Source organism: Segatella copri (assembly GCF_949820605.1).
Taxonomy (GTDB): domain Bacteria; phylum Bacteroidota; class Bacteroidia; order Bacteroidales; family Bacteroidaceae; genus Prevotella.
In genome coordinates this window covers 102,162-115,103 of record NZ_CATKVU010000001.1, presented here as the reverse complement: position 1 = coordinate 115,103, position 12,942 = coordinate 102,162, and the positions used below count along the sequence as shown (strand labels likewise).

13 protein-coding genes are annotated in these 12,942 nt (G+C 40.7%); 5 read left to right on the top strand and 8 right to left on the bottom strand.

Features of this window, described 5'->3' with window-relative positions; genetic code table 11:
• Window positions 1-42 precede the first annotated feature (42 nt).
• Window positions 43-936, bottom strand: coding sequence for a LysR family transcriptional regulator (locus RCO84_RS00545; RefSeq protein ID WP_317583446.1), 894 nt, complete (start codon window positions 934-936; stop codon window positions 43-45).
• Between the two features lie 216 nt (window positions 937-1,152).
• Between RCO84_RS00545 and RCO84_RS00540 the strand changes: the two genes are divergently transcribed.
• Window positions 1,153-1,947, top strand: coding sequence for a 4Fe-4S binding protein (locus RCO84_RS00540; protein ID WP_317583444.1), 795 nt, complete (start codon window positions 1,153-1,155; stop codon window positions 1,945-1,947).
• Between the two features lie 14 nt (window positions 1,948-1,961).
• Complete coding sequence (locus tag RCO84_RS00535) at window positions 1,962-2,585, top strand: HAD family hydrolase (RefSeq protein ID WP_317583441.1); 624 nt, start codon at window positions 1,962-1,964, stop codon at window positions 2,583-2,585.
• Between the two features lie 120 nt (window positions 2,586-2,705).
• On the opposite strand, the gene RCO84_RS00530 is transcribed toward RCO84_RS00535, so the two are convergent.
• The 4 genes from RCO84_RS00530 to RCO84_RS00515 form a co-directional block, all read right to left on the bottom strand.
• On the bottom strand, window positions 2,706-3,431 hold the full coding sequence (locus tag RCO84_RS00530; RefSeq protein ID WP_317583439.1) for an HNH endonuclease: 726 nt from the start codon (window positions 3,429-3,431) through the stop codon (window positions 2,706-2,708).
• A 3-nt stretch (window positions 3,432-3,434) separates the two neighbouring features.
• A complete protein-coding gene (locus tag RCO84_RS00525; RefSeq protein WP_317583437.1) occupies window positions 3,435-4,763 on the bottom strand; it encodes an AAA family ATPase in 1,329 nt (442 codons plus the stop codon).
• Window positions 4,764-5,263: 500 nt separating this feature from the next.
• The gene (locus RCO84_RS00520) at window positions 5,264-6,016 is read right to left on the bottom strand and encodes a YaaA family protein (RefSeq protein WP_317583435.1); all 753 of its coding nucleotides are present in this window, start codon (window positions 6,014-6,016) and stop codon (window positions 5,264-5,266) included.
• 34 nt (window positions 6,017-6,050) lie between these two features.
• The gene (locus RCO84_RS00515; RefSeq protein WP_317583434.1) at window positions 6,051-6,224 is read right to left on the bottom strand and encodes a hypothetical protein; all 174 of its coding nucleotides are present in this window, start codon (window positions 6,222-6,224) and stop codon (window positions 6,051-6,053) included.
• A 1,078-nt stretch (window positions 6,225-7,302) separates the two neighbouring features.
• On the opposite strand from RCO84_RS00515, the gene RCO84_RS00510 reads away from it, so the two are divergent.
• On the top strand, window positions 7,303-8,475 hold the full coding sequence (locus RCO84_RS00510; protein WP_317583432.1) for an RtcB family protein: 1,173 nt from the start codon (window positions 7,303-7,305) through the stop codon (window positions 8,473-8,475).
• A 56-nt stretch (window positions 8,476-8,531) separates the two neighbouring features.
• Here RCO84_RS00510 and RCO84_RS00505 read toward each other — a convergent pair whose 3' ends face one another.
• Window positions 8,532-8,831: a helix-turn-helix transcriptional regulator gene (locus RCO84_RS00505; RefSeq protein WP_317583430.1), complete on the bottom strand. Its 300-nt coding sequence runs from the start codon at window positions 8,829-8,831 to the stop codon at window positions 8,532-8,534.
• 186 nt (window positions 8,832-9,017) lie between these two features.
• Between RCO84_RS00505 and RCO84_RS00500 the strand changes: the two genes are divergently transcribed.
• Entirely contained in the window at window positions 9,018-9,242 is a 225-nt protein-coding gene (locus RCO84_RS00500) for a hypothetical protein (RefSeq protein WP_317583428.1), read from the top strand.
• 162 nt (window positions 9,243-9,404) lie between these two features.
• A complete protein-coding gene (locus tag RCO84_RS00495) occupies window positions 9,405-10,241 on the top strand; it encodes a transposase (protein WP_373690108.1) in 837 nt (278 codons plus the stop codon).
• Between the two features lie 136 nt (window positions 10,242-10,377).
• Here RCO84_RS00495 and RCO84_RS00490 read toward each other — a convergent pair whose 3' ends face one another.
• Together RCO84_RS00490 and RCO84_RS00485 are read right to left on the bottom strand one after the other, a co-directional pair.
• Window positions 10,378-12,033 (bottom strand): arabinan endo-1,5-alpha-L-arabinosidase, encoded by a 1,656-nt coding sequence (locus RCO84_RS00490; RefSeq protein ID WP_373690107.1) that lies wholly within the window; start codon window positions 12,031-12,033, stop codon window positions 10,378-10,380.
• A gap of 321 nt (window positions 12,034-12,354) precedes the next feature.
• Window positions 12,355-12,876, bottom strand: a complete 522-nt coding sequence (locus RCO84_RS00485) for a hypothetical protein (RefSeq protein ID WP_287875601.1) — start codon at window positions 12,874-12,876, stop codon at window positions 12,355-12,357.
• Between the last annotated feature and the right edge of the window lie 66 nt (window positions 12,877-12,942).

Genomic DNA, 12,942 nt, shown 5'->3' with positions numbered 1-12,942 from the left:
CAAAGGTACGAAAAATCATGAGATGTTGTATATACATAATAACTATACGTTATAACCTTTAGTTATGAATCTCTTGAATGTCTGCTGGAGTTTAGCGGTCTCGCCTCTCTTCTCAACAAATAGAAATTCTCGTTCCATCTTCAGATTCTCAATTTCCAGAACCTTGAATACTTGTTCATAGATACTTCTGTAGATGGCTCTTACGCTGATGATACCCATGCTTAAGGAATGTTCCACGAAATGCTTGATGCCCTCTGTGGTTCCCAGATTCATCTCAATGTTCAGATCAGAAAGAGCAATGCCGTTTTCCTGCAGGGCTTTTTGGATGACATCCAAAGTTCCGGAACCTAATTCACGCAGTACAATCGGTGTCTGCCTGAGAAGGTCCAGAGAAATCTCATCTTGCTGGGCTAGGGGATTGGAACAATGTACGAACGCCACCAGCTCATCTTTCATGAAAGGAGTGTATTTAAAGGTGAGCTGCCGCTTGATGCCTTCCACCATACCCAGATCTATCCTTCCTGCAGCAAGCGCATCCTCTATCTCATGAGAATTTCCGCTGAGCAGGGTAAGACGAATGTCGGGATATAGTTTCCTGAATTCAGCAATCAGTTTGGGGAGAACATATTGTGAGATGGTGGTACTGGCTCCGATGCGCAGTTCGCCACCAGATTTCTCTGTGAGCTTCTTCATGTCGAAATCGAGATTCTGATAGGCATCGATAATCTTGCAGGCATGGTCAAGCATAAGTTGTCCGGCACGGGTGAGCTGGATGCGATTGCCGATTCTGTCGAACAGTTGCACCCCATATTCCTTTTCAAGCTCTTGTATGTGCTTGCTGATGGCAGGCTGACTGATGAACAGTTCGTTGGCAGCCTTAGTGAAACTCAGGAGTGTAGCCACACTTCTGAAAACTTTCAGTCTTGTATCTATCATTGTATGTTCCTTTGTTATTTCAAAAATCCTCGTCAATATGATGCCGAGTGCAGCAAATCTCCTGCAAAGATAATGCAAATGAGCGCAATGAAAATTTGTTTTCAAATTGCCGAGTGCAGCAAATCTTATGCAAAGATAACAAAATTCTAGAAATCACTCGCTGGTTTCGCCTAAAAATAGTAACTTTGCACCCAACAAAAAGAAACCAAAGACATTATGAACATTAAGAATATCCATTTGGCCTATTTTAGTGCCACTTTCTCCACCAAACGTATCGTTCGTGAGATAGCATCCCAGTTTCAGAAGCCTGTCATTGAGTATGACATTACCTCAGACGTGCTGAAGGATGATGTCTCGCTGGGAAGTGATGGCAATCTGCTGATAGTGGGCGTACCTTCCTATGCTGGTAGAGTCCCGGAAATGGCAGTTCGTTCATTGAGACGTTTTCTTGGAAACAATACCCCAGCCATCATAGTATGTGTCTATGGTAACAGAGCCTACGATGATACGCTCATAGAGCTGAAGGACCTGGTGGAATCCCATGGCTTCAAGTTACTTTCTGCGGCTGCCATCATAGCCCAGCATTCCATATTTCCCAAGATAGCAGAAGGAAGACCTAATGCGGATGATACGGAGAAACTCCATGATTTTGCTTCAAAGAGTAGGGAACTTCTACTCAAGATACCAAAGATGTTCGCAGTTAGCCGACTGATGGTAAAGGGGAATCGCCCTTATCGTGATACCAAGCCTATTCCTCTGCATCCAGAAGGGAGTAAGGGAAAATGTACATCCTGCCATGCCTGTGTGAAAATGTGCCCTGTCGGAGCCATCACTATGGGGGAACCCTACAAGACCAACGAAAAGAAATGCATCTCTTGCGGACGCTGTGTCGTGGTCTGTCCTGAGCATGCCCGACTTTTCGGTGGCCTGCTGTATAAGGCTGTCAGCTGGAAATTCGAGAAAGCGTATTCGGAACCTAAGCAGCCTGAATTTTTCTATGTGAATGTTTAAAGAATCAGATAGCAATGAGTAGATACAAGAATATCGTCTTCGATGTAGGAAGTGTATTGGTGAACTGGATGCGCATGAACCTTTATACTACTCTGTTCCATGGCGACAGGGAGAAGGCTAAGTGGATAATCGATCATGTGGTGACGAATGAATGGAATGATCAGACAGACTTGGGAAAGCCTATAGATGAATGTCTCTTTGATTTAAAACAGGCTTATCCCAAGTATGCTCCTTATATTGTTGCCTACTGGTACTGTTACAAAGATATGGATGGTGGTGAAATCCCTGGCATCTATGAGATCATGTGTGAACTGAAGCAAAGAGGATATCGTATATACTGTCTTACCAACTGGTCTTATGAGACATTCCCGATAGTAAAGGAAGTCCATGCCCGTCTCTTTGGCATGTTTGAAGGAATTGTAGTGAGTGGGGAAGAGAAGTTGATAAAACCGAATCCAGAAATCTATCAGCTTCTTCTGAATCGCTATAGTCTCCAGGCATCGGAAAGCATCTTCATAGATGACAGGCAAGTGAATGTTGATGGCGCCAACCATGTGGGTATACATGGTATCCTATTCATAGGAGCTCAAGACTTGAAGCAACGGCTATGTGCTTGCCTTCAAATCAGACATTTTTAAGGAAATGAAACTCCTCACATGATGAAGGCTCTTGAATCATCCAGAACCTTATCATGTAAGGAGTATTTGTAATCACCAAAAAACTTATTCTCACACCAAAGGTGTGAGAGGCTACGCTTTCTATTTGTTTCGCTTGATCGGCTCATAATGATTATTTGCATCAAAACAGGAGGTGCATGTGCCGGTAAAGTCAGAGATTAAACGTTTTCTAACTTCATCGTATCCTTTAAAGACAGTAAACCAAACAGACCAATAGCCTAGTTTCTGAGCCAAACAGATAATTTCTTCAACATCTGCAATGCCAGCATTGAACTTATTGCGTAATCGTTCTGCTAAATCCCATGTTTCCAGGCGTTTCTTCCATCGGAAATCTCTTGGAGTAGGTTCTAATTCATTGCCAGGATATGCTCCAAGTTTTACTAAATCAAATAGTTTCTTGGCTTTGCCCTTTTCATCTTCATCCAAATGAGGATTCAGCATGACCGCTCCACCTGCAGTGTAGATGAAGTCTCTGAAAGTATTATCAGTATGTGGCCAATGATAATCCTCTTCATGAATTTCAGGGTGCCCTTTTGTGGAATTACAGATACCACAGGATATTAAAAAGTTATTCCATGCCGTCTCTTCTCCATTTGTTCCTTTTGGTTCAATATGTTCCACTGCGAGTTCATTTGGCAAATGGGTTCCTTCACAATAAGAACAAAACCAGCCAAGATTACCCAATAATGGCATTTTGGCATTATTATAGGGAGAATAGTATTCTTGTATAGTCTCTGTTATTGTTTGATTCTTGGAATTTACATAAGAGACAGTTTCGCCAACATTCTTTTTCTCTACTGGTCTCATCGGCTAATTTCCTTTCGTATTATATTCAGATTGTAATAAAGCAAGATAGGCAGGATTATCGCTGAAGGTAGCTTCAATCTCTCTTAGCTTCTCCAATAATTTCTTGTCTTCTTCTCCGTTTTGTATCGACTTGAAGTAATTTTTTGCGATTTCCTGCATCTCCTGAAATCTTTTACTTCTAATATTCTGTTCCAAACCCATTCGATCGGCAGTAATATCCTCTAATGATTCTCGGTAAGGTTCACCTTCTATCATTACATTTTCATCGAAGCTGATAAGCTGATTCTTTTGAAGACTCTGAACGATAAATGGACTATGGGTAGATACAATGAACTGAATCATAGGGAAAGCCTGAGCCAAATCCTGAAGCACATGCTTTTGCCAATGAGGATGCAGATAGAGATCAATCTCATCTATCATCACAACACCAGGTGTCTTTTTAACAGCATTCCGTCCCAAGCAACCATTTAATTCGATGCAACGATGGGCAATCTCTGCTACAATATTAATCATTGACTGAAGTCCATCACTCATGTAAGAGAAATGATGGCGAGAGGGAATATGTCCTGTTATCGATACCACAGCTTCTATTTCACCATGATCAAAATCGATTTCTGACAAAGCAGGAATAGCTGTTTGCAGTGCCTCAAAGAAAGCTTCGCGAGTTCCCTCAAATTCTTTTCCATCCCTGACATTTTTATCGTAACGAGCTAACCATTCCATAGCACCATCAAAGTCAACCTTGTCATGGAGAGCAAATTTGTAGGCTTTCTCTATTCTAGACGCTCTTTCCTTTATCTTACGGGTAATCTTCATCTGGGCATCGCTGGTTCTCTTGGCTCCGAAAGATAAGACTAATGGATATATTGCACCATCATGATGCTCATATCTTTTGGCTTCCATGTCTGAAACCATAGTCATCAGTTCCCCTGCACATGATCTGCTATGAGTTGTGGTACTACCAGTGAATTCGCGAGACCATGAAATAGAAATAGGAGTAAATTGTGGCTCATTATTTTCTATGGAATCAGTAACGTAGAAATCTGCATCTATTGTGATGCGAGTACGCTCTCCGTTTGGGACATAATCTTTTTCTGTTGAATCAAATGCCATAAAGCGATCATGAATACTAAAGTTGCGACGATATTGTACTGTACTAGGCAGTTTACTCAAACATTGCAAATAGGCACCCAATCCTATCTGTAAAGCCTTGAGCAAAGTAGTCTTACCTGCGGTATTGTTGCCAATAACCACTGTAAGATTCGACTTGAATTCCCTCATTTCACGCTGGAATCCTTTAAAGTTTACAATATCTATCTTGTTAATTCTCATGATTGCTATAATTTTATTATGCGCACAAAGTTACAACGATTTTATGTAACCTCCAAATTTTTAAACGTATTTCTTTAAAGATTTACGATTATTTTTAGACTACTAATAACATTCATGTCTAAATTAGAATAGGATATTAATATTTACGGCACAAAAGAGAGGCTGATATTACATTATACAGACCATATTTAATTTACTATTTATCATAATCCTTGCAATGCAATTTAAATGCTTTATAATTAAAAAAACTAATTGCTAAAGTTATATGGTGATTCCTCTCAATAGGGTATACTGCAAACTTTCTATTTACCATAAGACCTCTTATAATAAAGGTGGGGGTGAAAGCAAGTTCCCGAAAGAGGATGAAAAAATCTTGCCTCCTGCCGAACTGCTTGCCGACTATTTCAAGAAGCGCAAGGCTCTTGATCATGAAATATTAAGAGACACTAGTGATTCAATATATCATTCGTTTTTAATGAAAAAGTACGATTTTGTTCTATTCAACGAACGAAATGAGGAAAAGCAGCTTCTCCTAATTCTGCCGCATATTCAAAACCTTCGTAACTGAAACCTGCCAGTTCCTCTGGAGTAAGAAGCTGATTATTCAGGATATATCTCACCATGGCTCCACGGCAAGATTTAGCCCATACAGCCTGCATCTTCAATCTGCCGTCTTTCTGGCGTACATAAAAGAGTGGCTGAATGACCTTTATCTCCTTACATACTCTTTTCCAATCAAACAGATGTTCATATTCCTCAGTTGATAGATGGATGAGTATGCCATCGTCAGCCTTCACACTATCGATGAGAACATCCGTGAGTTTGTCTTTCCAGAACTGATTGACCGGCTTGTCGTTTGTGGCTTCAAGTGATACGCAATGCTCCATACGATAAGGCACGATGCCATCCATTGGACGAAGCAAGCCATAGAGAAAACAGGTAATCCAGAGATGCTTCTGGGCATACTCTAAGGAGTCCTCACTTAAAGAACTGGCACGCAGATGTTTATAAGCCTGACCATTGTAAGCCAGGATAGCAGGCATCTTTTCAGTTGCCATAAAATTATGATAGCGTTTCCAATTTTCAGTTGCAATCTTGCTGCTGCAATCCAGTTGCCTAGCCAATTCCTCTACATTCATCCTTGCCATTTCTTCGGCCAAGACATTGGCAACTGATTGGAAGAGTGGCACGGAGATAGGCTTCCTGTCTGTCTTATCAAACATGATTTTTGCATTTGCCAATAATATCTGCATAATAATCTATCTTTTATTTTTTGAACATCAATAATCAGTAGTTGTACAAACTTAGAGCAGCCTTCATGTACCACTGAAATGCCATTACATGATCCTCCACAACACCGATGCTTTGCGCATAGCAGACACCCATGTTGTTCATCGCCATTAAATCTCCTTCAAGAGCTTGCTGACGATATTTGTTTGCCGTTTCACGTTCCTTTTTCATTTCTGTAATCTCAACTTGGGTGCAAAGGTACAACTTTAATTTTGAATTTCGACACCCTAAAGATACAAAAAGAAAAGGCAGCTGCAAGCATCTTCACAAACGCCTACAACTGCCATCTCCATAATATATATTGAAACTTCTTTCTACAATTCTCTCAAATTTTCATGAAACATCGCCTGTTAAGCGAAGTTCTTCATGTTGGATCTTGCACCATACTCAGCGCATGCTGCAACAATCAAAGCTAAAATCATTCCTAAAATCATCATAATCTTATCCTTTCTCTATATCAATCTGTTATCCTAATCTACATCTTCTTTACCTCATCTAATATCCATTAGAGAAGCTTCATTGGAAGCATCCTATGGATGCCTCTCAAAGCTTGCTTACTTGCCGAGGCTAATCTTATAGTTTACATTTACAACCTCTGCAAAAAGAGCAGCTGCAACTGCCAATGTCATTCCTAATACCATCATAATGTTACCCTTTCTTTACTTTAATTATTCGTTATTCAATCTTTTCGAGTGCAAAGATAATGCCTTTTTGTGTGCGCACACAATTTTTCGGGAAGAAAATGCTGTCAAGGGTATGATTTCTTGATTTCCGTCAAAAACTGTCATGACAATTGGACAAAATGCCAGGTCTCCCTTTCAGAAGTCCGACTTTCAACTGCTGTTTCAACAAAATGATGCATCAACATTAAAACTTTTCCCATTTCTCTTGCTGATTTCAGATGAATTGATTTTCTTTGTACTTGATAAGGTATTCAAAACAGTATCTTTATAGAGGGCAATACCTCCGTGAGGCTGTGACGCTGCGGTTTGAAGGGTATTGCCCTCGTTTCTATTGGCAGTTCTATATCATTGAGACACTCCTATGATGAATGTAATTTCAACATCCTATACCATTCTTGCGGTAGTACAATAGTAAGAGGATTCCTCATGATTATAGTGTTGGATTAGTTGATAATACCCGTTGAACAGCCGATTTTTGCTAAAATTTGAAGATTTTGTACTCCTACGCAAAAATACTGCATACCAGTATTGTAATTTTGCACTAAAAAAGATAGGAGATTAAGAAAATGAAAGAATTTGCAATGAATGGAACCCCTGTTAAGATGTGGGCACATATGTGTGACGCAACGGCTTGGCAACAAATATCGAACCTTTGTAGCCTGCCTTTTGTTTTTCATCATTTGGCATTGATGCCTGACTTACATGGCGGAAAGGGTATGCCTATAGGAACTGTCCTTGCTACTAGGAATGTCGTGATTCCGAATGCCGTGGGCGTGGATATAGGTTGTGGTATGTGTGCAGTTAAAACCAATATCCAGGTGGAGACCATTGAAAAGGATGTTCTGAGAAAGAAAATCATGCGAGGCATACGGCACCAGATTCCTTTAGGAATGGAACACCACAAGGTTGCCCAGGATGAGAAGTATATGCCTGAAAATCATGATATTGATGGCATGACTGTCGTTAAGCGTCAATATATATCAGCTATCAAGCAAGTGGGAACACTTGGTGGAGGAAATCACTTCATAGAACTTCAAAAGGACGATGAAGGATGGCTTTGGATCATGATTCACTCTGGGTCAAGAAACTTAGGCAAACAGGTTTGTGATTATTATAACAGAGTGGCAACCATTCTCAATGAGCGTTACTTTTCTTCGGTTAAGTCAGACCTTAATATGTCATTCTTGCCACTGAGAACCAAGGAGTTTAATGATTATTGGAATGAAATGCAGTATTGTATCGATTTTGGTCTGTGCAATAGAAGGTTGATGATGCATCGAATTCAGGAGGTCATATCTGAAGCGATACCACACGTTGAGTTTGAGCCGATGATCAACATCGCTCATAACTATGCATCCTGGGAATCCCATTTTGGTGAGAATTGTATCATACACCGAAAGGGAGCAACAAGTGCCCGAGAAGGTGAAGTTGGTATCATACCTGGTTCACAAGGAACGAGTTCATATATCGTGAAAGGCCTTGGCAATCCTCTCAGTTTCATGAGTTGCTCCCATGGAGCTGGCCGTATCATGAGCCGAACTGAAACTGTAAAGACACTCAATTTAGCGGAGGAAATCCATAAGCTGGATGAGAAAGACATCGTTCATGCCATTCGTAGTCAGGAAGATTTGGAAGAGGCCTCTGCTGCCTACAAAGATATAGAATCCGTCATGGCACAAGAATCAGACTTAGTCAAAATCAAAACCCATTTGTCACCCATTGCCGTCATCAAAGGATAGTGTATGAATTCAAAATCCTGATTCTCTAGTATTACTGATTGCGTAATGTTAGAGAACTAGGACAACTTTTCTGAAATCTCATTACAGCACGTATGTATTTTGCCAAGCGTGAATCGGAATTCTTTTAAATCAGATTGCTTGATGAGCTCATATCCTTCAAGATATTCGGTGCCTCCATAGAAGAAATCCATTTTGACATTGAGTACTTTACATATGGATTCCAGTAATCCTGTCTTGATGTCTTTAGCCCTTAACTGTTGACTAAAGCCACCAGGAGTCATGTTGAGTTGTCTTGCAATGTCTTTTTGCAGGATACCCTTTGATGATAATAATTCTCTTAATTCTTTTCCGCTCATACTCTTAACACCCAAAAGAGTCTATATTTTTAGGTAATAGTTAATCAATACTGCGTTAAATTAATATTTAATCGTCTGTAAATCAATAACTTATATTAAGAAATGCTTATGAAAACTTAACTATAAAAAGTTGGTCAAGTCGCTGATTTTCAGTAACTTTGCAAATCACGACAAACGCAAAATTATATGAATACAGGACTTGACCAATATATGGATATCTTTAAAGATGCAGTTGAAGATTCGGCTGCAAAGTTAACAAAAAGTTTCGAGAAAATACTCATCGAGGTGATAATTTTATTCATGGTAATACCAAGAAAGATAAATTTCACCCAAATGGGGAGGTATGGCTCGCATGTTGAGCAAACCTATCGCAACGCATTCGGCTTAAAAAAGTCGAAAAGCATTGACTGACTCAAACTTAATGTCTCACTTGCCAAGCGCTTCTTTGGTAAACAGGGAAGATGGGCTATTGCCATTGATCCCAGCTACATCAGCAAAGCTGGCAAGAAGACTCCACATATCGGTCGTTTTTGGTCGGGATGTGCACAGTCTGTTAAACATGGTCTCGAAATCATGGGTATTGGACTCATTGATATTGTTGCCAAAGACTGCATGATGTTAAGAGCACACCAGTCGCTAAGTAATAAAGAACTGAGTCTTAGAAACAAGACTATGGTAGATTTCTATATCAGCGTCATTAAGCGTTACCGCAAGGAACTTCTTAAACTCTCAACCCTCATAGTTGCAGATGCTTACTTCTCTACAAGTACATTTGTTAATGGGATAAAGAAAGAAGGGTTCTCTTTGGTAAGCCGCTTTCGTGACAATGCTTGTCTCTTTTATGTCTATGCTGGTCCACGTACTGGAAAACGTGGTCGCCCAAAGACCAAGGATGGCAAGATTGATATGAAGAATCTTGACCTCACTCGAATGGAGAAGATGGAGATGAAAGATATAGAAGGAACAGCTTATACTTTGATTGCCTATTCCAAGACACTCAAGTGTAAAGTTAGACTTGTCATCTGGCAGATGCCGAATGGCAAGAAGAAACTATTCTTCTCTACAGACACCTCACTTTCGGGTGAAGAGGTACTTCTTTATTATAGAACCAGGTTCCAGATCGAATTTTGCTTTCGTGACGCCAAAGGCTATACTGGTCTTATGGACTGCCAGGCTCGCGATAAGTGGAAACTCGATTTTGCTTTCAATGCTTCGTTCACATCACTAAATGTTGCCAAGGTAACTATGAAGGGGATGGGAATGGAATATTCTATGTCTTCATTCAAGTCCCTGATGACCAACATTTATCTGGTGAAACGAATTTTTAAAGCAAGTGGGTACACCCCGAACCGAACTTTAATTAGCAAGATTTTCAAAGATCTCTCGTGCTTACAGCGTATAGCTGCTTAGCACATTATTGAATTATTAACGAACTATTGGTTAATGGTAGTATAGCTATATTTGAACTAGAGGGTGTGTCATAAGTCTATGGCGCACCCTCACTTTCTTTTTGTCATCTACCTTTTACCTTAATTCCTTTGATGTCTTAATTCTTCTTGCCCCAATATGACTTGCGGTTCCTTGTGCTGTTGTAGTTGCTGAGTCCGGAATATACAATAGTATATTTTCTAGGATTGGATTCCCAATCACATTCTCTCTGCAAATACATAGGTATGCCATCTATGTAGAGAATGGCATTTGCCTTGTCGTAGGACCATTTGCCACCAGCATGGAAACCTGCAGTAATCTTATGACCACTACCCAATGTCATGCTTTCAGAACTGCACTGCTGACCAAAATTATACTCCAGGGTGATATTCTCCCAGGTTCCCTTCAATTCACTTTCGAGAATGGTAAGCTGTGGCACATCACCATATCTCTCAGGCATAATGACTGGCCAGCCATCCTGTGTCCATCGAATGGAACGTACTTGTCCCATCATAAGGGCGTTTGAATATGGATTGCCATTTACTCCTGCCGGCAAACGACCTTGTGATGAAAAATACCAGTTACCTCCTCCATCATCAAAGACAGCACAATGAGAGATTCCTACCCAACCTGGACTATTGTTGAACTTGTACGGATGTGTCAGAATTGGATATGCCTCCCCACCCTTGTTGGTACAGTCTCTGCCATCCTTGCCATAGTAGGGACCTTCTATATTCTTGGCTCTCAACACACGAGTGTTGTAAGCCACAGAAAGTTCATCGTAGGCCAGAAAAAGATAATAGTAGCCATTGTGATATATGATCTCCGGAGCTTCAGATGCCTGCCAGCGACTATTGATATTGCGAGTATAGATACGTTTGCCATATTTGCTGATGTCTCCCCATGGGTCACCGATATTCTCATAAGGCATACCTGTATTCGGGTTCAGGCGCATGGCAACAATACCAGAATGCCATGAACCGTAGATGAGGTAATGCTTGCCATCAGGGCAGATGATATATGACGGATCGATGGCATTATACTTGAAATATGCATTCCAGTCACCTTGGCCGTTTCTTCCCCAGTTGAAGCCACGGTCAGTGGAAGAGCAAGCCACCATGCCCTTGTCTGTCCAATGGTTGCTTGCCGGATCGGATGTTTCCATCATGCCAATGAAAGCTCTTTCTGTCCAGGTGTTGTCAAAATTGGCTGCATCGGCATATAAGCCATTGCCGATGTAATTATCAACCACGATGCAATAGTACATTCGGTACAAGCCATTTCTCACCTTGCGAGCACATGGCGCCCAAAATCCATAACGAAAATGCTTGATAGCAGGAAGGCCCTCCTTTGCTCTATATTCATTCACCTTGGTTGCCACCCAAGAAGGCTGTCTTCTCATGGTGGAGCCTACCCAAGTCCAGTTGATCAAGTCCTTGCTCTTACGGCAGAAGAAATGGCCATGTCCTTCCAAACTGTTACCATAAGAGGCATCAGTCTGATACATGTAATAGTAGCCGTCATCAGCCTTCATGACTGTAGGGTCATGCACGTTGGCTAAATTCCAACTGCCACGCTGGTCCCAACCTGCCATTGATGCATAATCATCAATATACGAAGGAGGTGTGTAAGTACTAAGGCGACCTGAAGAAGCTCTTGTTGTCAACTCAGTTTCAACCTCTGCTGCAGGAGCTAGTTGCTGCTCCAAACTGTCGGTACAACCTGACATGATGCCAAGCAGTATAACCGCTGTCATTAAAACATTCTTTTTCATTGGTTACTTTCGGTTTATATGAAATTGTAATTGTTTATTCTCTTGCTAATCCGTAATCAAGCATCGACTTTTCAATGCTTTCCTTTTTCAGAAAATACGTTTGGTGACGGCAAAATTACGCCAAAAGAGGCTAAGTATGGTGGATTATATGTAGAATTTTAGTGGATTATCTGATTCTTTTCGGAAAAAGGCTGTTTTGTGCAACTAAAAATTACAGTTCATATTATCAGGGAGTTTTTGTTTTGATTAATAGATAGATGTCATGGAAGTAACGATAACCAAAAAAGCCTCCGGGACAATCATATCCCGAAGGCCATTATTCTATTTCTTCAATACTTTTTTCACATCTGTATGACCATCTGAGTAGGTGGTCTTCCCGATGTTCAAACCTGGCTGAAGAGTCTGTACCTCATTACCTTTCAAGGTAAAAATACGAGTAGAGAGTACAGATGCAGCTTCTGTAAAGTCACAGACGCCTGTAGTCTGCCCATCTGTATCGCCGAAGGAAACAGATCTTGACTTGCTTACACCTGAGCCATAAGACACCTTGAGTGTTGCACCGGCAGCTGCTGTTACATAGTTCTTCACTTCAGAAGCATCATTAGCCTTATAAGTATAGTATTTCGATGGAACGAAATACTCGTTGTTACCACTCTTGCTCTGTGCATCCGAAGCACCTTCACAACCTTTCAATGTGATATTGTAGTCTTTATAACTTCCACTAGTCTTGCAATCCCAAGGCTTCTTTTGGGTAGCAGCAGTAGCATAAACACTATTCTCCACATAGATGTTGCTCTTGTAACCTGCACCAATGCATTGAACTACCCACAAGCTAAAGAACATAGCGCTTACCTGTCAATATTATATTAACATTTTGCTGAACATTTCCAGAAAACAGCAAGAAAAAAG